At 72.9% G+C, this 24,891-nt stretch carries 17 protein-coding genes; 11 read left to right on the top strand and 6 right to left on the bottom strand.

What is annotated here, in order from left to right; all coding sequences use genetic code 11:
- Positions 1 to 26 precede the first annotated feature (26 nt).
- The 3 genes from KBY47_RS32970 to KBY47_RS32960 all read right to left on the bottom strand — a co-directional run bounded on the left by KBY47_RS32970 (position 27) and on the right by KBY47_RS32960 (position 6,127).
- Positions 27 to 1,547 carry an alpha/beta hydrolase gene (locus KBY47_RS32970; RefSeq protein WP_210927757.1) on the bottom strand — a complete coding sequence of 507 codons (1,521 nt, stop codon included), beginning with the start codon at positions 1,545 to 1,547 and terminating at the stop codon, positions 27 to 29.
- A 217-nt stretch (positions 1,548 to 1,764) separates the two neighbouring features.
- Positions 1,765 to 3,309, bottom strand: coding sequence for an alpha/beta hydrolase (locus tag KBY47_RS32965; protein ID WP_210927756.1), 1,545 nt, complete (start codon positions 3,307 to 3,309; stop codon positions 1,765 to 1,767).
- Positions 3,310 to 3,382: 73 nt separating this feature from the next.
- Complete coding sequence (locus tag KBY47_RS32960; RefSeq protein ID WP_210927754.1) at positions 3,383 to 6,127, bottom strand: lysylphosphatidylglycerol synthase transmembrane domain-containing protein; 2,745 nt, start codon at positions 6,125 to 6,127, stop codon at positions 3,383 to 3,385.
- Between the two features lie 185 nt (positions 6,128 to 6,312).
- Here KBY47_RS32960 and KBY47_RS32955 point away from each other — a divergent pair, with 185 nt between their 5' ends.
- The 5 genes from KBY47_RS32955 to nudC all read left to right on the top strand — a co-directional run bounded on the left by KBY47_RS32955 (position 6,313) and on the right by nudC (position 16,428).
- The gene (locus tag KBY47_RS32955; RefSeq protein ID WP_282108470.1) at positions 6,313 to 6,699 is read left to right on the top strand and encodes an MGMT family protein; all 387 of its coding nucleotides are present in this window, start codon (positions 6,313 to 6,315) and stop codon (positions 6,697 to 6,699) included.
- Between the two features lie 278 nt (positions 6,700 to 6,977).
- Positions 6,978 to 10,355: an ATP-dependent DNA helicase gene (locus tag KBY47_RS32950; RefSeq protein ID WP_210927750.1), complete on the top strand. Its 3,378-nt coding sequence runs from the start codon at positions 6,978 to 6,980 to the stop codon at positions 10,353 to 10,355.
- A gap of 98 nt (positions 10,356 to 10,453) precedes the next feature.
- Positions 10,454 to 13,894 carry an ATP-dependent DNA helicase gene (locus KBY47_RS32945; protein WP_210927747.1) on the top strand — a complete coding sequence of 1,147 codons (3,441 nt, stop codon included), beginning with the start codon at positions 10,454 to 10,456 and terminating at the stop codon, positions 13,892 to 13,894.
- Positions 13,895 to 13,904: 10 nt separating this feature from the next.
- On the top strand, positions 13,905 to 15,317 hold the full coding sequence (locus tag KBY47_RS32940; protein ID WP_210927746.1) for a dipeptidase: 1,413 nt from the start codon (positions 13,905 to 13,907) through the stop codon (positions 15,315 to 15,317).
- Positions 15,318 to 15,483: 166 nt separating this feature from the next.
- A complete protein-coding gene (gene nudC, locus KBY47_RS32935; RefSeq protein WP_210927743.1) occupies positions 15,484 to 16,428 on the top strand; it encodes an NAD(+) diphosphatase in 945 nt (314 codons plus the stop codon).
- Positions 16,429 to 16,492: 64 nt separating this feature from the next.
- Here the strand turns inward: nudC and KBY47_RS32930 are convergent, their stop codons facing one another.
- A complete protein-coding gene (locus tag KBY47_RS32930; RefSeq protein ID WP_210927740.1) occupies positions 16,493 to 16,750 on the bottom strand; it encodes a mycoredoxin in 258 nt (85 codons plus the stop codon).
- A 213-nt stretch (positions 16,751 to 16,963) separates the two neighbouring features.
- Between KBY47_RS32930 and KBY47_RS32925 the strand changes: the two genes are divergently transcribed.
- From KBY47_RS32925 to KBY47_RS32910, 4 genes are all read left to right on the top strand, one after another.
- The gene (locus KBY47_RS32925) at positions 16,964 to 19,159 is read left to right on the top strand and encodes an ATP-dependent DNA helicase UvrD2 (RefSeq protein WP_308405380.1); all 2,196 of its coding nucleotides are present in this window, start codon (positions 16,964 to 16,966) and stop codon (positions 19,157 to 19,159) included.
- Positions 19,160 to 19,320: 161 nt separating this feature from the next.
- A complete protein-coding gene (locus KBY47_RS32920; RefSeq protein ID WP_210927736.1) occupies positions 19,321 to 19,644 on the top strand; it encodes a hypothetical protein in 324 nt (107 codons plus the stop codon).
- 173 nt (positions 19,645 to 19,817) lie between these two features.
- Positions 19,818 to 20,186, top strand: coding sequence for a WhiB family transcriptional regulator (locus KBY47_RS32915; protein ID WP_210927734.1), 369 nt, complete (start codon positions 19,818 to 19,820; stop codon positions 20,184 to 20,186).
- On the top strand, positions 20,183 to 20,506 hold the full coding sequence (locus tag KBY47_RS32910; RefSeq protein WP_210927732.1) for a hypothetical protein: 324 nt from the start codon (positions 20,183 to 20,185) through the stop codon (positions 20,504 to 20,506). The genes KBY47_RS32915 and KBY47_RS32910 overlap by 4 nt, the downstream gene beginning before the upstream one ends.
- A 106-nt stretch (positions 20,507 to 20,612) precedes the next feature.
- On the opposite strand, the gene KBY47_RS32905 is transcribed toward KBY47_RS32910, so the two are convergent.
- Both KBY47_RS32905 and KBY47_RS32900 read right to left on the bottom strand, forming a co-directional pair.
- Positions 20,613 to 22,028, bottom strand: a complete 1,416-nt coding sequence (locus tag KBY47_RS32905; protein WP_210927730.1) for an AarF/ABC1/UbiB kinase family protein — start codon at positions 22,026 to 22,028, stop codon at positions 20,613 to 20,615.
- Positions 22,021 to 23,259, bottom strand: coding sequence for a ThiF family adenylyltransferase (locus tag KBY47_RS32900; RefSeq protein ID WP_210927728.1), 1,239 nt, complete (start codon positions 23,257 to 23,259; stop codon positions 22,021 to 22,023). Before KBY47_RS32900 ends, KBY47_RS32905 begins: the two co-directional genes overlap by 8 nt.
- A 255-nt stretch (positions 23,260 to 23,514) precedes the next feature.
- Here KBY47_RS32900 and KBY47_RS32895 point away from each other — a divergent pair, with 255 nt between their 5' ends.
- Positions 23,515 to 24,105 carry a M48 family metallopeptidase gene (locus KBY47_RS32895; RefSeq protein ID WP_210927726.1) on the top strand — a complete coding sequence of 197 codons (591 nt, stop codon included), beginning with the start codon at positions 23,515 to 23,517 and terminating at the stop codon, positions 24,103 to 24,105.
- A 105-nt stretch (positions 24,106 to 24,210) separates the two neighbouring features.
- Positions 24,211 to 24,891, top strand: a 681-nt coding sequence (locus tag KBY47_RS32890) for a TerD family protein (RefSeq protein WP_210927724.1), incomplete at its 3' end; no start/stop codon positions are given.

Genomic DNA, 24,891 nt, shown 5'->3' with positions numbered 1-24,891 from the left:
ACGGGTGCTCGGAGCCCCCGCCGTCGTCAGGAACAGACCTTGCCGTCCTCGGGCACACGGCCCTCCAGCAGGTACGCGTTCACCGTCGAGTCGACACAGCTGCTGCCACTGCCGTACGCGCCATGCCCCTCGCCCTCCCAGGTGAGCACCACGCCGACCCCCTCGCCCAGCTCGTCCGCCATCCTGCGGGCGCCCTCGTAGGGTGTCGCCGGGTCGCCGGTGTTGCCCACGACGAGGATCGGCGCCGCTCCGGGCGCGCTCACCTCCGGGGTGTCGTGCTGTCCGGGCACCGGCCACTGGTGGCACCAGCCCGCCGTGTCCCAGCCCAGGAACGCCCCGAACACGGGCGACAGCTTCTCGAACTCGGGCAGCCGCTCCTTCGCCTCGGCGGGCGTCGGCCGCTGCTTGTCGTCCAGGCACGATATGACCCGTTGTGAATGCGTCGTCGTGCCGTAGTGCCCCGACGGGTCGCGTTCGTTGTAGCCGTCGGCGAGCGCCAGCAGCGCGGTGCCGTCGCCCCGCTCGGCCGCTTCCAGGGCGCTGGTCAGGGTCGGCCAGCTGGACTCGCTGTACAGCGGCAGGACGATCCCGGTGACGGCGAGGGTCTGGGTCAGCTTGCGCCCCGACGAGGTCGGCAGCGGCTTCGCGTCGATCCGCTCCAGCAGGTCGGCGATCTCCCGGGTGCCCTGCTCCGGGTCCTCGCCCCGGTCCTTCAGATAGTCGTCGAGCGCCCGCTGGAAGCCCCTGGTCTGGTTCTCGGCGTGACCGACCGCGTCGGCGGCCGGGTCGACGACCGCGTCCAGGGTCAGCCGTCCCACCTTGTCGGGGAACAGGTGCGCGTAGACACCGCCCAGTTCGGTGCCGTACGAGATGCCGAAGTAGTGCATCTTGTCGTCGCCGAGGGCCTGGCGCATCAGGTCCATGTCCCTGGCGGTGTCCGTGGTGGAGACATGGGCCAGCAGCTTCCCGGCGTCCTCGGCGCAGCCCTTGCCGAAGTCGGCGGCGTCCTGGAAGTAGGCCTCCTCCTCGGCCGCCGTGTCCGGGGTGACGTCGATCGACTCGGCCGCCTGGATCTCCTTGTCGTCACGGCAGCGGATGCCGCCGCTGGCGCCCACCCCGCGCGGGTCCCAGCTCACCAGGTCGTACCGCTCACGGAGTTGCGAGGCCGTGCCGGCGTACGCCGGGAGGGTGGAGACGCCCGAGCCGCCGGGTCCGCCGAAGTTGAACAGCAGTGAGCCGATGCGGTCGTCGCCCGTGGCCTTGGCGCGGATCAGGGCCAGGTCGATCGTGTCGCCGTCCGGCTTCGACCAGTCGAGGGGCGCCTTGAGCGTGGCGCACTGCCAGTCGCGCCCCGGGGCGGGGGCGTCGTCGGTCGCCTTGCACCGCCCCCAGTCCAGCTCCGGCACGACCGGCGCCGATCCGCCCCGCGTCGCGGACGACCGGTCGTCGGGCGAGGGCCCGCCGCCCGACGAGTCGTCGCCGCTGCATCCCGTGGCCAGCAGCGCCGCGGCCATACCCAGCGCCGCGCCCCGTACGAAACGCGCCATGTCGCACATCCCCCCTCACAAGCCGTCCGCTCCTGCGCTGCGGACCGCGGTCAGGCCATGCTATGCGGAACTAGCCGCGCCTGCCGGAGCCTGTGGATAACCTTCTGACCTGCGCGTTTGGTGACGTCGAGCGGTCGGTCGTACGTGTCGGGGGGGGGGCGGCCGTACGCGGGAGGCGGGGTCCGGGCCGACTGGGCGCGGTCCGGACCGGCCTCGGTCAGGAGCAGACGGTCCCGGCCTTGGGCACCCGGCCGTCCAGCAGGTAGCCGTCCACCGCGTTCCGTACACACTTGTTCTCGCTGTCGTACGCGCCGTGCCCCTGCCCCCGGTACGTCAGCTCGACCCCGACGCCCTCACCCAGCGCCCGCACCATCTTGCGCGCACCCTCGTACGGTGTCGCCGGGTCGCCGGTGTTGCCCACGACGAGGATCGGCGCCGACCCGGGCGCGCTCACATCGGGATGGTCGGCCGCGCCCGGCACCGCCCAGTCGGTGCAGCTCAGCATGGACCAGGCCAGGAAGTCGCCGAACACCTCGGAGGCGGCACGGAACTCGGGCAGCGCGCGCTGCACCTGCGCCACGGTGTAACGCGGCTTGTCGTCGGCGCAGTTGATGGAGATGTTGGCCGGGACCAGATTGCTGTACTCGCCGTTCTCGCTGCGCCCGTTCAGCGAGTCGGACAGCAGCATCAGGATCTGGCCGTCCCCGTCGTACGCCTGTTCAAGGCCGTCGGTGAGGTACTGCCAGAAGTCCTGGGAGTACAGCGCCTGCGCGATGCCGTTGGTCGCGGCGGTCTGGGTCAGTTCGCGGGGGAAGACGCCGGGGATCGGCCGCGCGTCGAGGTCCTCGAGCAGCCGGGCGATGCGGTCCTTGACGTCCTGTGCGCTGTCCCCGATCGGGCACTCCTCCTCCTGCGACACACAGTCCTCGGCGAAGTTGTCGAGCGCGCGCTGGAAGCCCTTGGCCTGGCCCAGCGACCCCTGCTCCGGTGTCTGCGTCGGGTCGACGACCGCGTCGAACACGGCCCGGCCCACGTTCTTCGGGAACAGGTGGGCGTAGACGCCGCCCAGTTCGGTGCCGTAGGAGATGCCGAAGTAGTGGAGCTTGTCGTCGCCGAGGACCTGGCGCATCAGGTCCATGTCGCGGGCAGCGTCGGTGGTGGCCACGTGCGGCAGCATCCGCTCGGACCGGTCCTCGCAGGCGTCGTTGAACTGCTTCACCCCGTCGAGGAGTTCGGTGCGCTCGGCGGCGTCGTCCGGGGTCGCGTCCAGCTGGAAGTAGGCGTCGAGCTGCTGGTCGCTCTCGCACCACACGGCGGCGCTGCGCCCGACGCCGCGCGGGTCGAAGCTGACCAGGTCGTAGCGGGTGCGCAGGGTCTCGTACTCCTCGCCGAAGGCGGGCAGCGTGGTGACCCCCGAGCCGCCGGGGCCGCCGAAGTTGAAGACGAGGGAGCCGATGCGCCGGCCGCGCTCCCCGCTGGCCTGGGCTCGGATCAGCTCGATCCCGATGGTGTCGCCCTCGGGGTCGTCCCAGTCGAGCGGCGCCTTCATGGTGGCGCACTGCCAGGCGCCGTCGTCCGGCAGCGGCGACGGGGAGGGGCCGCCGCCCTGAGCCTGGGACGGGGCGGGGCAGTCCTTCCAGCTCAGCTTCTGCGCCGACAGGTCCTCGTCCTCGGCGTCGTCGCCGCACCCCGCCAGCGCGGAGGTCAGCAGCACGACGGTGGCGGTCAGGGCGGCGGCGCGCGGCAGGGAAGGTCTGGGCATGTCCCCATCCTGCGGTCGCGCCCGGCGGGACGCGCGGGGCACGGGCCGTACGAGGTACGCCCGGAGGGGACGGTCAGAGCGCGCCCTTGCGGGTGAGGTGGTTGAACGCCAGCCAGCCCGGCAGCACCGGCAGCCACAGCGTCAGCAGCCGGAAGAGCAGGACCGCCGGGGCGGCGACCTCGCTGGGCAGGCCCACGGCGATCAGGCCGACGGTCAGGGTCGCCTCGACCGCGCCGACACCGCCCGGCGTCGGGGCGGCGGAACCGAGCGCGTTGCCCGCGAGGAACACGACCGCGACGCTGGCGATGCTGAGCGAGGTGGACTCGTCGCCGAAGGCCCGGATCGAGGCGTCCAGGCACATCACGAAGCAGGCGGTGAGCAGCAGCATGCCGCCGATGCCGGTGATCAGCTTCTGCGGGCGCTGGAGCACGTCGAGCATGCGCGGCACGACCCCGGCGAAGAGCGACCGCACGCGCGTGACGACGAACTTCCGCAGGAACGGCACCGAGGTCACCACGAGCACCAGCACCGCCACCGTCAGCAGCCCGGCGATGACCGTCCGGGACGGCGACAGCGACGGTGTCTTCTCGGTGCCGGTGAGGTAGCCGAAGGACAGCAGCAGGACGATGTGGCTGCCGAGCCCGAACAGCTGGGAGGCGCCGACGCTGGCCACCGCCAGGCCGGGCCGGACGCCCGCCCGCTGGAGGAAGCGGGTGTTGAGCGCCACACCGCCGACCGCGGCCGGGGCCACGATCTTCACGAACGACCCGGCGACCTGCGCCAGCACCGTCCGCGGGAAGGGCACCCGCTCGGGCACGAAACCCAGCAGGGACATCGCCGCGGCGAAGTAGGTCAGTGCCGAGAACAGCACCGCCGCCGCGACCCAGCCCCACTCGGCGTTGGCGAAGAGCGGGCCGAACTCGATGTGGGTGAGCTGGGTGAGCAGGAAGTAGGCGCCGATGGCACCCGCGATGAAGCTGATCAGGGTGCGGGGGCGGACCCGTTCGAGCCGGGCCGGTTCCACCGGTGCCTGCGGCCGGATCAGCAGCACTTCGTGGCGGATCTGGGTGAGCAGATCGTCCTCGCGGGCCTCCTCCAGGGCCTCCTCGACGGCCCGCTTCTCGGCCCTCGTCTGGGCGCGCACCGCCTTCTTGTCGGGCTTCTCCAGGACGACCGAGGTGTCCTGTCCGGCCTCCTCCGCGCGGGCCTGCCGGGCGAGCCGGGACGCCTCCAGCACCGCCTCGCGTTCGCGTTCCGCGCGTTCCCGGGCCAGCCGGCGCAGCGTCGCGCGCGTGGAGCGCGTCAGGGCGATCGGCTGGAGCATCGGCAGACAGTCGGCCACGGCGTCGGGGCCGAGCACGGCGACCGCGGAGGCCACGGCACGCTCGGCGCCCACCCGCAGCGCCAGGGTGGTCATCAGCTGGGCGACGTCCATGCGCAGCAGCAGGTCACCGGCCGCGATCTCGCCGCCGCGCAGGTCGGTGAGGATCACCGTGCCGGAACGATCCACCAGGATGGCGTCACCCGCCAGCCTGCGGTGCGCGATACGGCGGGACTGCAACGCCCGCACCTGCTCCCAGGTGTGCCGCAGCAACTCGTCGGTGATGTCCTCGTCCGCCACCGAGTCCAGGGTGCGTCCGCCGCTGTGCTCGTAGACGAGCATCACGGCGTCGGGACCCAGTTCCGAGGTGGCGATCAGCTTGGGCGCGTTGGCTCCGGCCGCGATGGCGGCGTAGGCGAGCAGCGCCTCCTGTTCGAGGGCCTGGCGCAGCGACTGGAGGCTGCGGCGGGTGGCGAAGCCGCGCAGGGTGAGATTGCGCCAGACCCGGTAGAAGAAGCCCTGGGCCTGTTGCTCGCGGTCGACGACCGTGACGTCCAGCGGTGGGCCGTCCTCCAGGGTGACGAAGTAACGGCGTCCGCGGTCGCCGTCCGTGACGTCGGCCGCGTCCTCGCGGGAGGCGCTCACCGGGCGGAAGCCGACCGTCCGCAGGCCCGCCATCAAGGTCCGTCCGGTGGGGCGGACGTTTGGCGAGCCGACGGCGTACAGCGTGCCGTAGGCGACGCTCCAGCCGATCAGCAGCGTCAGGACGATCGAGAACGGCGTCGTGTAGCCGGTGACGAGCATCGAGAACGCGTCCAGCGTCAGCACGATCCACAGCACCGCGCGCCAGCGTGGTCTGCGGGACATGCCGACGGCGGTCATATAGGCGATGACGGGTGCCAGATAGCCGTGCACCGGGTCGGTGAGGGCGTTGAGGTCGCCGGGGGAGGGCTGGGTGAGCGCCTCCTGGATGGAGTCGGGGGCCGCCTCGGCGACCCACAGGTCCGTGGCCAGCGTCACTCCGTGGGCGAGTACGGCCGCGAGGACGCCGTCGGCGATGCGCAGCCCGTCCCGTTTGATCAGCCGTTCGATCGCGAAGGCGACCGGGACCAGGAGGATCGCGATGCTGGACGCCAGCCCCGCGATCTTGATCAGCAGGTCGGGTGCCTGGCCGGTGCCCTTGGTGATGTCCTGTTCGAGGCCCGAGGTGGTGCCGTGCGCGAACGCGGCGATGGCGAGCAGCACGGCCACGGCGAGCGCGCCCACCAGGAGGCGCATGAGATCGGAGGGGCGGTGCACGCGCGCGGGGAGCAGTGGTTCGTCGCCCTCCACCGCGTCGGTGTGGGAATCGTCACTGATCGGGTCCGAGTTCATGGAGCGGGTGCTCTCGCCGGTGGCCGGCCGCCCGGTGGTCCGGGCGGGGTCCGCGGTGTCCGGGCGTGCCGAAGCGTCAGAGGTGCCCTCGGCGTCCTCGGGGTGCACACCCTGCTGCTTCATCGTCTCTTCTTGGTCTCGTATCACCAGTCACCGCCCGCACGATGGTGGCATGCTCCACCGGCACACGGGGGCATCAGGGTGCGGACGCGGGGCGCACAGTCTGCCGGAAGGGCGGCTTCGGAGCGAGGGATACGCACGGTGGCGGGCCCGTCACATTGTCGGTGGCATCGGGCAGGATGGGGCGAATGAGCGAGCAGAGCCTGCCCGAGGAGGCCCGCCCGGAGTACGCCGACGCACTGCCGGAGTACGCGGAGCGGGTCCTCGACCTCACGGAACGGATTCCGGCCGGACGCGTCATGACGTACGGCGATGTCGCCGAGTGGCTGGAGGAGGGCGGCCCGCGCCAGGTCGGCCGGGTGATGGCCCTCTACGGGGGCGCTGTCCCCTGGTGGCGGGTCGTCCGCGCGGACGGTGTGCTGCTCGCCGGTCATGAGCTGGAGGCGCTGGACCACTACCGCGCGGAGGGCACCGCGCTCAGAGGCGCCGGGCGGACGGCCGAGGGGCATCTGCCGCGCGTCGACGTGAAGCGCGCGCGGTGGGACGGCGGCGAAAGCGCAAGAGCTCACACCTGACACGCGAAGGCTCACACCTGACAGCTTCCGCCATCGGCGCGGCCCGTGGGGGACGCGTGATCCGTACGGGGTAAACAGGGTACGTCCGTGACATGACGTACGTTCGAGGGGCAAGGGGCGGATGTGGCGTGAGGGCCCGGTGGGAAGAAGCGGAAGCCCTGCTTCCGTGAGTTCCCCCGGCGTAGCGTCGGCTGCGCACGTCCCCCTCATCCCGAGGCCACCGCCCGCCCCGCGCGGCGGTCGCACCACCAGCACACCCACCAGGACCGGCGAACCACGTGAGCTTCCCTTCCTCCACCAGGCGCCTGCCGCACCTCGAGGTGCGGCAGGGGAACCGTGGCGCTTACCGACTGGTACGAACCCCGCCGACCCGACCGGATCCCCCTCGTCTTGACGCCGCACAGCGCGCGGTGGTTGACCACGAGGCCGGTCCGCTGCTGGTGCTCGCCGGTCCCGGCACCGGCAAGACCACCACCCTCGTGGAGTCCGTGGCGGCCCGCATCGCCGGCGGCACCCACCCCGAGCGGATCCTCGTGCTCACCTTCAGCCGCAAGGCCGCCGTCGAGCTGCGGGACCGCATGGCGCTGCGCATGGGCGCCGCCCGCGCGCCCCGCGCGACCACCTTCCACTCCTTCTCGTACGCCCTCGTCCGCGCCCACCAGGACAGCGAGCTGTTCGTCGAACCGCTGCGGCTGCTGTCCGGCCCCGAGCAGGACGTCACCGTCCGGGAGCTGCTCGCGGGCCAGGCCGACCTGGAGCGGGCTGGCCTCGCCCATGTGCGCTGGCCGGACGAACTGCGTGCCTGCCTGACCACCCGCGGCTTCGCCGACGAGGTCCGCGCGGTGCTCGCCCGCAGCCGCGAACTGGGCCTCGGCCCGGACGCCCTGGACGCCTTCGCCCACCGCATCGGCCGCCCCGACTGGCGGGCCGCCGCCGCCTTCCTCGCCGAGTACCTCGACGTGCTCGACCTCCAGGGAGTCGTCGACTACGCCGAACTCGTCCACCGCGCGGTGCTCCTCGCCCACCGGCCCGCCGTCGCCGAACGGCTCGCCGCGCAGTACGACGCCGTGTACGTCGACGAGTACCAGGACACCGACCCGGCACAGGTACGGCTGTTGCACGCCCTCGCGGGCGGCGGACGCACCCTCCTCGCCTTCGGCGACCCCGACCAGTCGATCTACGCCTTCCGCGGCGCCGACGTGAACGGCATCCTCGACTTCCCGCACGCCTTCCCCCGCCGGGACGGCCGACCGGCGCCCGTCGAGGTGCTGCGCGTCTCCCGCCGCTCCGGCGCCGCCCTGCTCGCCGCGACCCGGCTGCTGACCCAGCGCATGCCGCTGCCCCGGCTCCCCGCCGACCGGGCCCGCGCCCACCGCGACCTCACGCCCGCGCGCGACGGCGGCCGCGTCGAGGTCTTCACCTACCCGACCGCGGGCACCGAGCAGGACAACATCGCCGACATCCTCCGGCGGGCCCATCTGGAGGACGGGGTTCCGTGGAGCGAGATGGCCGTGCTGGTGCGCGCCGGGTCCCGCACGATCCCGACCCTGCGCCGCGCCCTCACCGCCGCGGGCGTCCCGCTGGACATCGACGGCGACGACGTGCCGCTGCGGCACGAGCCCGCGGTGGCCCCGCTGCTGACCGCGCTGCGGGCGGTGGCGATGGCGGAGGCGGGGCGCTCCCCGGGGGGCGCGGGCGGCGGCTCGTCGGTCGGGGGCGGTGAGGCGGGTGCCCATGAGGCCGCGTCCCTTGCTGAGGGCGCCGAGTCCGCGTCCGAGGGCTGCTGGCTCGACACCGAGACCGCCCTCACCCTGCTCACCTCCCCGCTCGCGGGCATGGACGCCGCCGACCTGCGCCGCCTCGGCCGCGCGCTGCGGGAGGAGGAGCGGGCCGCGGGCAACCCCGTACCGCCGCCCTCCGACGACCTGCTCGCGCGGGCGCTCGCCGAACCCGAGCGGCTGGTCGCGCACGACCCGGCGTACGCACGCGGCGCCCAGCGGCTCGGCGCACTGCTGCGCAAGGCCAGGGAGCGCCTCGCGGGCGGCGGTACGGCCGAGGAGGCGCTGTGGGACCTGTGGGAGGGCACGCCGTGGCCCGCCCGCCTCGAGCGGTCCGCGCGGCGCGGCGGCGCGGCCGGGCGCAACGCCGACCGCGACCTGGACGCCGTGTGCGCGCTGTTCGCCACGGCCGCCCGCGCGGAGGAACGCACCGGCGGCCGCGGCGCCCTGAACTTCCTGGCGGAGACCGACGCCGAGGACATCGCCGCCGACACCCTCACCCGTCGCGCGGTACGCCCCGACGCGGTCCGCCTGATGACCGCGCACCGCGCCAAGGGCCTCCAGTGGCGCCTGGTCGTCGTCGCGGGCGTCCAGGAGGGCCTCTGGCCGGACCTGCGCCGCCGCGGCTCCCTCCTGGAGGCCGACCGCATAGGCCGCGACGGGCTCGCCGAACCCCTCACCCCCGGCGCCCTCCTCGCGGAGGAGCGCCGACTGTTCTACGTCGCCGCCACGCGCGCGCGTGAACGTCTCGTCGTCACCGCCGTGAAGGCCCCCGCCGACGACGGCGACCAGCCCTCCCGCTTCCTGACCGAACTGGGCGTCGAACCCAGGGACGTCACCGGCCGCCCGCGCCGCCCGCTGTCCGTCGCCGCGCTCGTCGCGGAGCTGCGTGCCACCACCGTCGACCCGCGCGTCTCGGCCCCCCTGCGCCGGGCCGCGGCCCAGCGCCTCGCCCGGCTCGCGGCCCTCACCGACGACGACGGCAGGCCGCTGGTGCCGTCCGCGCACCCCTACCGCTGGTGGGGCATGTTCGAGCCGACCGAGAGCAAGGTGCCGCTGCGCGACCGGGACCAGCCCGTCACGCTCTCCGGCAGCGCCCTCGACCAGCTCGCCAACACCTGCGCCCTCCAGTGGTTCCTCAGCCGCGAGGTGAAGGCGGACACACCGGCGACCGCCGCACAGGGCTTCGGCAACGTGGTGCACGTCCTCGCCGACGAGGTCGCCTCCGGGCACACCCCGGCCGACCTCGACGTGCTGATGGAACGGCTGGACTCGGTGTGGGACGCGCTCGCCTTCGACGCGCCGTGGAAGTCGGCCCAGGAGAAGGACCACGCGCGCGTGGCGCTCGAACGCTTCCTGGAGTGGCACGTCATGGACCGCACCGGACGCACCCCGGTGGCCAGCGAGCAAGACTTCGACGTCACCCTCGAAGCGGGCGAATACGAGGTGCGCATCCGGGGCTCCATGGACCGCGTCGAGACGGACGGCGAGGGCCGTGCCTACGTCGTCGACTTCAAGACCGGCAAACAGGCACCCAGCGCCGCCGAGGTGGCCCGCCACCCCCAGCTCGCCGTCTACCAGCTCGCAGTCCGTGAGGGCGCCGTCGACGACGTCTTCGACGGGGTGCGTCCCGAGCCGGGCGGCGCCGAACTCGTCCAGCTGCGCCAGGGCGCCGCCAAACGGGACGGCGGCGAGACCTTGCCCAAGGTGCAGGCCCAGGAGCCCCTGGAGGGGGAGTGGGTCGGCGACCTGCTGGCCACCGCCGCGGGCAAGGTGCTCGACGAGCGGTTCACGCCGACGACCGGGCAGCACTGCACGCACTGCTCGTTCCGGGCGTCGTGCAGCGCACGCCCGGAGGGCCGCCACGTCGTGGACTGACTGTGACCGGTTGCACCTCCCGTGCTGACCTGCGCTTCCGGCACCTCTCATGACGACCGTGGCCTCCGCTGTCAGTGCCCGCCGCTAGCCTCTCTGACGTGCCCGCCCGTATCACCGACCCCGAACAGCTCAATGAGCTGCTCGGCATCCCGTTCACCCCGGAGCAGACGGCCTGCATCACCGCGCCGCCCGCCCCGCAGGTGATCGTGGCCGGAGCCGGTTCCGGGAAGACGACGGTGATGGCGGCCCGCGTGGTCTGGCTGGTCGGCACCGGCCAGGTCGCCCCCGAACAGGTGCTCGGCCTCACCTTCACCAACAAAGCGGCCGGTGAGCTGGCCGAACGCGTCCGCAAGGCCCTGATCAGGGCAGGCGTCACCGACCCCGACGTCATCGACCCGGACGATCCGCCGGGCGAGCCCGTGATCTCCACGTACCACGCCTTCGCCGGCCGTCTCCTGACCGACCACGGGCTGCGCATCGGCCTCGAACCCTCCTCCCGGCTCCTCGCCGACGCCACCCGCTACCAGCTCGCCGCGCGGGTGCTGCGCGAGGCGCCCGGCCCCTACCCCGCGCTCACCCGCTCCTTCCCCGACCTCGTCAGCGACCTGCTCACCCTCGACGCCGAACTCGCCGAGCACCTCGTACGCCCCGAACGGCTGCGCGCGTGGGACGCCGGGCTGCTGCTCGCCCTGGACGGCGCCAGGCTCAGCAACGCCGACCTGCGCAAGGTCCCCGAGACCGCCGCCGCCCGCCGGGAACTCGCCGAACTCGTCGTGCGCTACCGCGCCGCCAAACGCGAACGCGACCTCATCGACTTCGGCGACCAGATCGCCCTCGCCGCCGAACTGGGCCAGCTCCCCGACGTGGGCCGCCTGCTGCGCGAGGAGTTCCGCGTCGTCCTCCTCGACGAGTACCAGGACACCTCCGTCGCCCAGCGCGTCCTGCTCGCGGGCCTCTTCGGCGGCGGCACCGGCCACCCCGTCACCGCCGTCGGCGACCCCTGCCAGGCCATCTACGGCTGGCGCGGAGCCTCCGTCGCCAACCTGGACGACTTCCCCGACCACTTCGCCCGCGCGGACGGCCGCCCCGCCACCCGCCAGGCCCTCAGCGAGAACCGGCGCAGCGGCGGCCGCCTTCTCGACCTCGCCAACGGCCTCGCCGAACCCCTGCGCGCCATGCACGCGGGCGTGGCGGCCCTGCGGCCCGCGCCGGGCGCCGAACGCGACGGCGTGGTCCGCTGCGCCCTGCTGCGCACCCACGCCGAGGAGATCGACTGGATCGCCGACTCCGTCGCCCACCTCGTGAACACCGGCAAGGCCCCCGGCGAGATCGCCGTCCTGTGCCGCACGGCCGGTGACTTCGCGCAGATCCAGGGGGCGCTGGTGGCCCGTGACGTGCCCGTCGAGGTGGTCGGGCTGTCCGGGCTGCTGCACCTGCCCGAGGTCGCCGACCTCGTCGCCGTCTGCGAAGTCCTCCAGGACCCCGGCGCCAACGCCTCCCTGGTCCGGCTGCTCACCGGCCCCCGCTGGCGCATCGGCCCCCGCGACCTCGCCCTCCTGGGCCGCCGCGCCCGGCTGCTCGTCGCCCACGCGCGCGTGGAGCCCGGCGACGACCCCGACCTGAGGCTCGCCGAGGCCGTCGAAGGCGTCGACCCGGCCGAGGTGATCTCGCTCGCGGACGCCCTCGACACCTTCCTGGAGACCCCGCTGGAGGGCGGCGGGGACGACGACGGGCTGCCCTTCTCGGCCGACGCGCGGGTCCGCTTCGCCCGCCTCGCCGCCGAACTGCGCGACCTGCGCCGCTCCCTCGCCGACCCGCTGATGGACGTACTGCACCGCGTCCTCGCCGTCACCGGCCTGGAGGTGGAACTGTCCGCCTCGCCGCACGCCCTGGCCGCCCGCCGCCGGGAGACCCTCTCCAACTTCCTCGACATCGCCGCCTCCTTCGCCGCGGGCGACGGAGAGGCGAGCCTGCTCGCCTTCCTCGGCTTCCTGCGCACGGCCGCCCAGTACGAGAAGGGCCTCGACAACGCCCTCCCCGGCGGCGAGAACACGGTCAAGGTGCTCACCGCCCACAAGTCCAAGGGCCTGGAGTGGGACGTCGTCGCCGTCCCCGGACTGGTCACCGGCACCTTTCCCAGCGGCCAGGGCCGCGAGAAGTGGACCGCGCAGGCCAAGGTGCTGCCGCACGAGCTGCGCGGCGACGCGGACACCCTGCCCGACGTCGAGGCGTGGGACTCGCGCGGGATGAAGGCCTTCCACGAGGCCATGAGGGAGCACCAGCGCACCGAGGAACTCCGCCTCGGCTACGTCACCTTCACCCGCCCCCGCTCCCTGCTGCTCGGCTCCGGCCACTGGTGGGGGCCCACCCAGAAGAAGCCACGCGGACCCTCCGACTTCCTCCAGGCCCTGCACGACCACTGCGCCGCCGGACACGGCGAGATCGAGGCCTGGGCGGACGAACCCGCCGAGGACGAGGAGAACCCGGCCCTCCACAAGGCGACCGCGGACCAGGTGTGGCCGCTGCCCCTGGACGATGAGGCGCTCGTCCGGCGCCGGGCCGCCGCCGAGACCGTACTGGCCCACCTCGACGACCTCGCCGCCCGCCCCACCGCCCAAGACCCCGCCACCGCCGAGGACCCCGACTGGCCCCCGCCTCCGGAGTACGACGAACCGGAGGCCGAGGACGACGACCCCTTCCTCAGCGAGGAGGACTGGGACTCCCTCACCACCCGGCGCCCCGCCGTCCCCCACCAGGCGACCGCACCGGCGGCCGAGGACCCCGGAACCCCTCCGGCCGAGGAGACCCTCACCCCTGAGGAGGCCCGCACCGTCGCCTCCTGGGACCGCGACCTCGACGCCCTCACCGGCGAGCTGCTGCGCGCCCGCGAACGCGTCACGGAGGTCCCCCTGCCCGCCTCCCTCACCGCCTCCCAGCTGCTGCACCTGGCCGCCGACCCCGACGGCTTCGCGCAGGAGCTGGCTCGCCCCATGCCCCGCCCGCCCCAGCCCGCGGCCCGCCGCGGCACCCGCTTCCACGCCTGGGTCGAGGCCCGCTTCGAGGAACTGACCCTGCCCCTGCTGGAGCCCGACGAACTGCCCGGCAGCGATGCCGACATCGCCGACGAACAGGACCTCGAGGCCCTCAAGGCCGCCTTCGAACGCACCGAGTACGCCCGGCGCACGCCCTACCGCGTCGAGGCGCCCTTCCAGATCTCCATCGCGGGCCGCGTCGTCCGCGGCCGCATCGACGCCGTCTACCGGTACGACGACGGCGCTGCGACGACGTACGAGATCGTCGACTGGAAGACCGGCCGCGGCGGCACCGCCGACCCGCTCCAGCTCGCTCTGTACCGGATCGCCTGGGCCGAGCAGCAGGGCGTGCCCCCGGAGTCGGTCACGGCCGCCTTCGTGCACGTGCGCGACGGCGAGGTGGTGCGGCCCGGCGACCTGCCGGACCGGGCCGCGCTGGAACGGCTGCTGCGGGACGGGCCGCCCGGTGACGAATCGCACGATCAGGCTGTCACCGGCGGCCGATAGGCTCGTGACCATGAGCCACACCGTTGACAGTGCCGTCAGCGCCGTCCGTACGTACGTCGAGCAGCACCGTGCCGCCTTCCTCGACGATCTCGCCGCCTGGCTGCGCATCCCGTCCGTGTCGGCCCAGCCCGAGCACGCCCCGGACGTCCGCCGCAGCGCCGACTGGCTCGCCGCCAAGCTCAAGGAGACCGGCTTCCCCACCGTGGAGGTGTGGCCGACCCCCGGAGCCCCCGCCGTCTACGCGGAGTGGCCCTCCGACGACCCCGAGGCGCCCACGGTCCTCGTCTACGGGCACCACGACGTGCAGCCCGCCGCCCGCGAGGACGGATGGGACAGCGACCCCTTCGAACCCGTCGTCCGGGGAAACCGCCTCCACGCGCGCGGGGCGGCCGACGACAAGGGGCAGGTGTTCTTCCACACACTCGGCGTCCGCGCCCACCTCGCCACCACTGGCCGCACCACCCCGGCCGTCCACCTGAAGCTGCTCGTCGAGGGCGAGGAGGAGTCCGGTTCGCCGCACTTCAGGGCCCTCGTCGAGGAGCACGCGGACCGGCTCGCCGCCGACGCCGTGATCGTCTCCGACACCGGCATGTGGTCCGAGGACACCCCGACGGTGTGCACGGGCATGCGGGGCCTCGCCGAGTGCGAGATCCGGCTCTACGGCCCCGACCAGGACATCCACTCCGGATCGTTCGGCGGCGCCGTCCCCAACCCCGCGACCGCCGCCGCCCGCCTCGTCGCCGCCCTGCACGACGAGCACGCGCGCGTGGCCGTCCCCGGCTTCTACGACGGCGTCGTCGAACTCACCGACCGCGAACGCGAACTCTTCGCCGAGCTGCCCTTCGACGAGCGGCAGTGGCTGCGCACCGCCAAGTCGTACGCCACCCACGGCGAGGCCGGGCACACCACCCTGGAGCGCGTCTGGGCCCGCCCCACCGCCGAGGTCAACGGCATCGGCGGCGGCTACCAGGGCCCCGGGAGCAAGACGATCATCCCGTCCAGCGCCATGGTGAAGCTGTCGTTCCGCCTGGTCGCGGGCCAGGACCCCGACCACATCGAGCGGGCCGTCCGCGCGTGGGCGGCCACCCAGGTGCCCGACGGCATCCGCTGCGAGATCACCTTCGGCGCCGCCACCCGCCCCTGCCTGACCCCGCTCGACCACCCCGCACTCCAGTCCGTGGCCCGCGCCATGGGCCGCGCCTTCGAGGCGCCCGTCCGCTTCACCCGCGAGGGCGGCTCGGGACCCGCCGCCGACCTCCAGGAGGTCCTCGGCGCACCCGTGCTCTTCCTGGGTATCTCGGTCCCGTCCGACGGCTGGCACGCCCCGAACGAGAAGGTGGAACTCGACCTCCTCCTCAAGGGCGTCGAGACCTCGGCCCACCTGTGGGGCGACCTGGCTGAGAACTGGCGTCATGCGCCCTGACCACCTCGTACCGTCCAAAGCGGTCACCCGTACGGGGCACACTGGAAGGACCGACCCGCCCCACGGAGCACCGCACCAGGGAACCCCGCACCCGGTCGCCACCCGCCGTACGACCCGCTGAACCGCCGCCGAAACAACCGTTCCACCGGGGGAGATGGAAGCACCCGTGACCACCTGGACCGACCACACCGCCGACCGACCCATCTCGCTCACCGCCCCGAGCGGCATCGACCGCGCCGCCCACCACCGGCTCGACGAGGCCTGGCTCGCGGCGGCGTGGAGCCACCCCTCCACCCGCTGCTTCGTGGTCTCCGGCGGTCAGGTCCTCATCGACGAGACACCCGACGGGCGCACCGAACTCGTCATGACCCCCTCCTTCGAGGCCCCCCTCACCGAGGCGCACCGCTACTTCCTCGGCAACGACGAGGACGGCGTCAGCTACTTCGCCCTCCAGAAGGACGCGCTGCCCGGCCGCATCGACCAGTCCGCGCGCCCCGCGGGCCTGCGCGAGGCCGGTCTGCTGCTCTCCCCGCGCGACGCGGGCCTGATGGTCCACGCGGTCGGCCTGGAGAACTGGCAGCGCACCCACCGCTTCTGCTCCCGCTGCGGCGAACGCACCGTCATCGCCGCCGCCGGACACATCCGCCGCTGCCCCGCCTGCGGCGCCGAGCACTACCCGCGCACCGACCCCGCGGTGATCATGGCCGTCACCGACGAGGACGACCGCATCCTCCTCGGCCGTCAGGTCCATTGGCCCGAGGGCCGCTTCTCCACGCTGGCCGGTTTCGTCGAGCCCGGGGAGTCGATCGAGCAGTCGGTCCGCAGGGAGGTCTTCGAGGAGGCCGGGATCACGGTCGGGCAGGTCGAGTACGTCGCCAGCCAGCCGTGGCCCTTCCCGTCCAGCCTGATGCTGGGCTTCATGGCCCGCGCCACCTCCACCGACGTCGACGTCGACGGTGACGAGATCCACGAGGCCCGCTGGTTCTCCCGCGACGAACTGCGCGCCGCCTTCGAGAGCGGCGAGGTGCTGCCGCCGTACGGCATCTCCATCGCCGCCCGCCTCATCGAGCTGTGGTACGGCAAGCCGCTGCCGACGCGGGGCTTCGTCTGACGCCTCCGGCACGGCACAGGAAAGCCCCGGCCGGCCGGCCGGGGCTTTCCTGTGCCGCTCGGGGTCAGGCGCCGAGCGCCTGCTTCACCTGGGCCAGGCTCGGGTTCGTCATCACGACCTCGGAGCCGCCCTCGGTGGGGGTGACCCGGACCGTGGGCACGGTCTGGTTGCCGCCGTTCGCCTTCTCCACGAACTTCGCGGACTCCGGGTCCTGCTCGATGTTGATCTCGGTGTACGCGATGCCCTCGCGGTCCAGCTGGCTCTTCAGCCGGCGGCAGTAGCCACACCACGTGGTGCTGTACATCGTCACAGAACCCAGCATGTCTTTCGCTCTCCTTCGGCGGCTCGTGTCACGCGGCTCGCATACAAGTGCGGTCGTCGCAGAGAGGGAACGTATCCGACCCGGTCACCATTCCCGCCCGGGGTATCCCTGCGGCGGCACCCGCACGTGACGCCTGCCGCATTAGTACGACTGCGAGGGCCCGCCTGTGGACAACCGGCTCAGCAGCCTCTCTCGACCTGGCAGCATGGCGGTGTGACAGCAGCAACGCATTCCACCCTCTTCCCGCAGGTACCGGACTCGGCCGACGCGGTGCTCGAAGGGCTCGACCCCGAGCAGCGCGAGGTCGCCACCGCGCTGCACGGCCCGGTGTGCGTCCTGGCCGGTGCCGGTACGGGCAAGACCCGCGCGATCACCCACCGCATCGCCTACGGGGTGCGCGCCGGTATCCTGCCGCCCTCCAGCGTGCTCGCCGTCACCTTCACCAACCGGGCCGCGGGTGAGATGCGCGGCCGCCTCCGTCAGCTCGGCGCCGCCGGAGTCCAGGCCCGCACGTTCCACTCCGCCGCCCTGCGCCAGCTCCAGTACTTCTGGCCGAAAGCCATCGGCGGCTCCATGCCCCGGCTCGTCGACCGCAAGATCCAGCTGGTGGCCGACGCGGCCGCCGCCTGCCGGATCCGCCTGGACCGGGGGGAGCTGCGCGACGTCACCGCCGAGATCGAATGGTCCAAGGTCACCCAGACCGTCCCCGCCGACTACCCGCTCGCAGCCGCGAAGGCCGAGCGGGAAGCCCCCCGTGCCCCGGCAGAGATCGCCCAGCTCTACGCCGCCTACGAGGACCTCAAGCGCGACCGCGCGGTCATCGACTTCGAGGACGTGCTGCTGCTGACCGTCGCCATCCTCCAGGACCGGCATGACGTCGCCGAACAGGTCCGCGCCCAGTACCAGCACTTCGTGGTCGACGAGTACCAGGACGTCAGCCCCCTCCAGCAGCGCCTGCTGGATCTGTGGCTCGGCGAGCGGGACGACGTCTGCGTCGTCGGCGACGCCAGCCAGACGATCTACTCGTTCACCGGCGCAACCCCGGACCATCTGCTCGACTTCCGCGTCCGCCATCCGAAGGCCACCGTCGTCAAACTGGTCCGCGACTACCGCTCCACCCCCCAGGTCGTCCACCTCGCCAACGGACTGCTCTCCCAGGCCCGCGGCCGGGCCGCCGACCACCGGCTGGAACTCGTCTCCCAGCGCGACCCCGGCCCCGACCCCGTCTACACCGAGTACACCGACGAGCCCGCCGAGGCCGAGGGCGCCGCGCACCGTATCCGCGCCCTCCTCGACGCCGGCGTCCCGGCGAGCGAGATCGCCGTCCTGTACCGCACCAACGCCCAGTCCGAGACCTACGAACAGGCCCTCGCCGACGCGGGCATCCCGTATCAGCTGCGCGGCGCCGAGCGGTTCTTCGACCGGCCCGAGGTGCGCAAGGCGGGCATCGCCCTGCGCGGCGCCGCCCGCTTCGGCGGCAACGACGCGCTGCTCGACGAGGCCGTCGACCTGCCCTCCCAGGTCCGGGCGGTGCTCTCCGGAGAGGGGTGGACCCCGCAGCCACCCGCCGGATCCGGTGCCGTCAGGGAGCGCTGGGAGTCCCTCGCCGCACTCGTCAACCTCGCCCAGGACTTCGCCGCCGCCCGGCCCGGCGCCACCCTCGGAGACCTCGTCGCCGAACTCGACGAACGGGCGGGCGCCCAGCACGCCCCGACCGTGCAGGGCGTCACCCTCGCCTCCCTGCACTCGGCCAAGGGCCTGGAGTGGGACGCCGTCTTCCTGGTCGGCGTCGCCGAGGGCATGATGCCGATCAGCTACGCCAGGACCGACGAGCAGATAGAAGAGGAACGTCGCCTGCTCTACGTCGGGGTCACCCGCGCCCGCTCCCACCTCCATGTCTCCTGGGCGCTGTCCCGCGCACCCGGTGGCCGCCCCAACCGTCGTCCCAGCCGGTTCCTCCAGGGACTGCGCCCCGGCTCCGGCTCCGGTCCGGGCCGCACCGCCGCCGGAGCCTCCGGGAGCGTCCGGCGCGGGATGTCCGAGCGTGCCGTCGCGGCCCCCCGGCGCAAGCAGCGTGCCCCCGCCCGCTGCCGGGTCTGCGGGCGCACCCTCACCGACGCCGGTGAGATGAAGCTGATGCGTTGTGAGGACTGCCCGTCCGACATGGACGAGGGGCTCTACGAGCGCCTGCGGGAGTGGCGGGCGGCGCAGGCCCGGCGCAGCGGTCAGCCCGACTGGTGCGTCTTCACCGACAAGACGCTGGTGGCCATCGCCGAGGCCGTCCCGGACGACGCGGGCGAGCTGGCCCGCATCCCCGGCGTCGGTGTGCGCAAGCTCAACCGCTACGGAGCCGATGTCCTGGCCATCTGCGCAGGCCAGGACCCTGTGAGCGAGGACGAAACGGACTGATGTGAACTCGTCGAAAAAATAGTTTGCGCATGCCCCAGGAATCCCCATAGGTTCTTAGCCACGGGAACAGCGGCCTTCCTGAGGCCCTGATTCCGTGTTGTACTTGCATATCCGTTGGACTGGTTCACCAGTCCTTGAGACGCCGAGAGGAGGCGAGTCCAGTGATCAGCATCAACACCAGCTTCAGCAGCGCGGCCAAAATGACCGATCGCTCGGCCGTCTCCCTGTGCATGCTCGGCGCCTCGATCCCGGGCACCGGTCTGTCCGGCATTCGTGCCGTCCGTCCGGCGTCCGCCCTGCCTCTCGCGGGTCTTCCCGTGCGAGAGCGCAATGAGCGACCGACCAAGGCACTGGAAGCGGCAGTAGTGGCACAGGCGCAGGCCTATGCCTTTACGGCGACCGGTGCCGGAGTCCGGAAGCAGACGACGCAGCACCACCAGATGTGGGCCTTCCGTGGGCCAGAACCCTGGAGTGATCCAGCCTGATCGCCGATCAGGCCGGCGCCTTCAGGGCCGCGGAACCCCATCCGGGATCCGCGGCCCTTCTGTTTTCCCTCAAACGGGAGAGCAGAGCGAAGGGGCCTCGGGACAAGAAGAACCCGGTACCAGCCGCCACCCGGTCACACCCGACCGGAACGACCAGACGAGGAAGACGAACCGTGCAACTCGAAGCGCACGCCCCGTCCGTACCGCCTTCCGACACGATCCCCAAGCCCGGCCCCACGGAGGACCCCACCTTGACCCCGCTCACCGCGCTCACCGCGCTCGACGACGCCATCGAGAACCTCGGCGTGCCCGTCCCCTGCCGTTCCTACGACCCGGAGGTCTTCTTCGCGGAGTCGCCGGCGGATGTCGAGTACGCCAAGTCCCTCTGCCGCACCTGCCCGCTGATGGAGGCCTGCCTCGCCGGCGCCAAGGAGCGGCGGGAGCCCTGGGGCGTCTGGGGTGGCGAGCTGTTCGTCCAGGGTGTTGTCGTCGCCCGGAAGCGGCCCCGTGGCCGCCCGCGCAAGAACCCGGTCACGGCATGAACACCGCAGGAACGATCGATCGCCCCCTCACGCACGACCCCCAGAAGCAGGCCCCGATGAAGCCGTCCGCCAACGAGCCCACCGGCTCCGCGACCCCAGACGTCACCACCACCGGCGCGAACGACTCGCGTCAGAACAGGACCCGAGAGATGCAACTCATCCCAGAAGCCCTGGCTCGTGCGCATATGCACGACCGGCTGCGTGAGGCGAGGCAGGAGCGCCAGGCCATGAACCTGGTGGCCGCCCGCAGGATGCAGCGCCGGGCCGAGCGCGCCTCGCGCCGCGCCCGCCGCGCGCTGGCCATCGCGGTCATGCAGTAGCCGGGAGACACCCCGCGGGGGCCGGTCCGTCCGACGGACCGGCCCCCGCGCCGTTGTGACCGGCCCGGGCGCCCGACGCGGATCCGCCCGGTACCGCGCGGCCGGCTCAGGCCCCGGCCACCGACTCCTCGGGCCCCGCCACGTCGTCGTCCTCCAGCCCTTCGTCCAGGGCCTCCTCCAGCTCCTCCTCCAGGGGAACGAAGCCCGGAAGCCACTCCTCCAGCTCCTCCCGCAGCCGTACGGTCGCGCCGAGCTGGCACAGGACACCGATCGTGCTGAGGGTGACCCGGTGGATCAGGAGATAGGCCGGGGGGAGGTTGAGCTGCTTGCCCAACTGGTAGGCGGGGGAGCGGGGATCGGCGATCCGGGCCGCCTGACTGCGCATCCAGCCACGGGTGAAGGTGAACTCGTCGACATGGGCCGGTTCGATGATCGGCAGGAGGTAGTCGAGGACCGCGTCCGGGTCCAGCTCTATCGTCTCCTTGACGAACCCCTCCGCGCACAGCAGCTCGTAGACGGCCTCCGCCTCGCCGTCCAGGGTCATCCGCAGCGACTCGCCGATCGGGGTCGGCAGTCCCGCGGGGAGCCGGTCGACCGTGCCGAAGTCCAGGACGCCCAGGCGCCCGTCGTCCTCGCCGTCCGGGCCGCCGGGCAGCAGCCGGAAATTCCCCGGGTGCGGATCGGCGTGCAGCAGTCCGGTGCGGGCGGGGCCGGAGAACAGGAACCGGGCCAGCAGCTGCCCGGCGCGGTCCCGCTGCTCCTGGGTGCCGTCCGAGATGATCTCGGACAGCGGGATGCCCTCGATCCACTCGGTGATCAGGACCTGGTCGCACTGATGGACCACGGCGGGCACCACGACGTCCGGATCGTCGGCGAACTCCTCCGCGTGGACCTCCTGCGCCTGAGCCTCCAGACCGTAGTCGAGTTCCTCGGAGACACGGTCCTTCAGCTCGGTGATCAACGGCTTGACGTCCACACCGGGCACCAGCGGGCCCAGGAGGCGGGCGAAGCGGCTCAGCTGGTTCAGGTCCGACAGCAGGGCCTCGCCCGCGCCCGGGTACTGGACCTTGACCGCGACCTCACGCCCGTCGTGCCACACGCCCCGGTGCACCTGGCCGATCGAGGCCGCGGCCGCGGGCTTGTCCTCGAACTCCTCGAACAGCTCGCGCCAGTCCTCCCCGAGCCGCTCCGCGAGCACGGAGTGCACCGTGCGCGTCGGCATCGGGGGCGCCGCCTCCTGGAGCTTCGTCAGGGCCGCCCGGTAGGGCCCGGCGACCTCCTCGGGCAGCGCCGACTCGAACACGGACAGGGCCTGCCCGAACTTCATCGCACCGCCCTTCAGCTCGCCGAGCACCTTGAACAGCTGCTCCGCGGTGCGCTGTTGCAGCTCGCGGCCGACGAGTTCCGCGGACTCGCCGACGATTCTCTTGCCGAGTCCCCAGGTCGCCCGCCCGGCGAAGCCGAGCGGGAGCGCGGCCAGCTTGGCGGTCCGGGTGACCGCCTTGCGGGGAAGATCAGACATGCGCCCTCCAAGTGCCAGCCGGCCGCGCCGCGCCTGCCCTACGGCATACCTCCGTTGACGACCGTTGCACCGCCATTGTCTCGTGCGACTCCTCGTCCTTGGAGGGCCGCCTCCCCTCGGCTCTCCCCTCGGCTCCTTCCTTGACTTTCTCCGCGGCCCGGCACGGGCATGCCGGGTGGGCCCAAACGGGCCGGGCATGCCAGTGCAGACCGGGCAGGGACACCTCCCAGCGGGCGCCCGCGCTCGTAGGCGTCCGGCCGTCGAGGAAGGCGAGGGCGTGCGCGGCGGCCAGCCCGGCGACGGTGGTGGCCAGTGTCACATCGCAGGGCCGGACCTGCGGCTGCCGCCCGGAGCGCCACTGTGCGACCAGCCGGGGCCAGGCGGGGTCGCGGTCCGTGCGTCCCTCGTGCAGACACCCCGCGCAGGCGGTCTCGCCGGGCAGGACCAGCGGGCCGACCACTCCGGTGCCCTCGACGACACCGGCGTACAGATGGGGTGTGCCGGAGGCGATCAGCGGTTCCGCCACGGTCGGGGGCGGGGCGTGAACGGCGACGTCGTCGCGTGGGGCGAGGATCACCAGCTGACGGCCCGGGCCGCCGTCCTCGGGCGGTGACTGGGGAGTGCGGCGCGGTGGGCGGTCCGGGGCGGCGCGGCGCACGGCCCGCCGGGCGGCCTCGTCGCGGCGCTCGCCGACGGCCTCGGCGGGCAGGCCGCCCGGCGCCACGTCCCACGGCTCCACGCAGCCGCCGTCGCGCACGTCGACCTCGCCGACGCCCGCGGCCGACAGCAGCGCGGCCAGCGTGCCGCCGACCCGGCCCGCGCCCCGCACCTGCACCCGCAGGGAGCGGCGGGCCGCCAGCCGTCGCATCGCGTCACCCGGCTCGGACCCGGTCAGGGAGAGGGAGGCGAGGTCGGGGCGGAGCCGGCCGAGGACCTCCTTCCTCTCGCGCAGAGCGTCCGCGGCCGGGCCGCCGCCCCGCGCGTCGTCGAGCAGCCCGGCCCCGGCCAGCCGGTCCACCAGGGCGTCCACATGCCCGTCCGGCAGGTCCATGCGCCGGCCCTCGTCACGCAGCAGGGCCATCCCGCGGGTGCCGTTGAGGAGGTCGAGGAAGCTGCCCGTGGCGAGGTCCATCGGGCCCAGGGTCAGCGCGTGCGCCGGTGTCATCCCGAACTGGACGGTGTTGAGGTCGCGCCAGCCGCGCCGCAGCGCGGGCTTCACGATCGGATGCATGACAGTCCCCCCGTATCCCGAACTCATGTCCCCGGTCGCGGGGAAAGTCGTGGTCGCCGGGCCAGCATGCCCGGCGCCGACGGTGGCTTGCTGGAGCTTGTCCACAGGCGGGAGCATTCGTCATACAAATTGGTGTGATGTGCGCCTCGGCGGGTGGCGCGCACCAGTCGTACAAATCAAACGGCCGGTGAGGGATCGGAACGGAACCGTCCCGGAGTCGGGACTTCCCCCATGTGCAGCGGGTAACGTCGGGGCGTGTCCGCCGACCCACTGCACCGTGCCGGAACGCCACAGCGCAGCACGACGAGCCCGCCGCCCAGCGGCTCGGGGACGAGCGCGATCGAGGTGCGCAGAAGTGCGCGTCGACGCAGGACGGTCTCCGCGTATCGCGAGGGCGATCGCACCGTCGTGCTCATTCCCGCCCGGATGTCCGAGGCGGAGGAGCAACGCTGGGTGAACGTCATGCTCGACAAACTGGCCGCCCAGGAGAGTAAACGGGTGCTCGGCGACGCCGAGCTGGCCGAGCGCGCCCAGCGGCTGTCGGCGCAGTACTTCGACGGCCGGGCCCGCCCCAGCTCGGTGCGCTGGGTCACCAACCAGAACACGCGCTGGGGCTCCTGCACCCCGGCCGAGGGCAGCATCCGGCTGTCGCACCGCTTGCAGGGGATGCCCGAGTACGTCGTCGACTACGTGCTCCTGCACGAACTGGCACACCTGCTGGTGCCCGGCCACGGCCCCCGCTTCTGGCGGCTGCTGGAGGGCTACCCGCGCACCGAGCGAGCGCGAGGCTATCTGGAGGGCGTGGTCGCCGCCGAACGGCTGCCGCATCTGCCCGGCGCGCGCTGACCCCACGGTTGTGTACCGGGTCTGTACCGACATCGTCCGGTGTCGGAGTTTGCCGTTAGCCTGGCGCGACGCACTCGCACTCGGGATGGGGGACGGTCGTTACGCATGGCCAGGGAATTCCAACGCGGCCACAAGGCCAGGATCAGTGACCTCACCGCGGGCACGGATCTGTACGTAGGCGTGCAGATCTCCGCCCCCGGGCTGACCTTCGACATCAGCTGTTTCGGACTCGACGCCGACGAGCGGCTCTCGGACGACCGGTACTTCGTCTTCTTCAACCAGCCGAAGTCCCCCGAGGAGGCCGTCCAGCTGCTCGGCGCCCAGGCGGGCGACACGGAGTCCTTCCGGGTCACGCTCGACAGGATCCCCGCGCAGATCCAGAAGCTGTCGTTCACCGCGACGATCGACGGCGCGGGGCAGATGTCGCAGATCAACCCCGGGTACATCCGGATCGTCGCGGGCGGCGAGGAAGTGGCCCGGTACGCCTTCGACGGCTCGGAGTTCTCCACCGAGCGCGCCGTGATGCTCGGCGACTTCTACCTGAAGGACGTATGGCGCTTCGCGGCCGTCGGACAGGGGTTCGACGGCGGTCTGGACGCCCTGCTGAAGAACTTCGGCGGTGAGGTCGCGGAGGAGGAGCCCGCGCCCGCCCCGCAGCAGCCCCAGACAGGTGCCGCGCCCGGTTTCGCCCCGCCCGCCCAGGCCTCGGCGCCACCCGCCTTCGGCGTCCCGTCCGCCCCGGCCCCCGCGCCTTCCACCCCGGCCCCCGCGCCCCCCGCACCGGCC

This window comes from Streptomyces sp. B93 (genome assembly GCF_018070565.1).
Lineage (GTDB): Bacteria > Actinomycetota > Actinomycetes > Streptomycetales > Streptomycetaceae > Streptomyces.
This window is presented reverse-complemented; position numbering and strand designations above follow the sequence as displayed.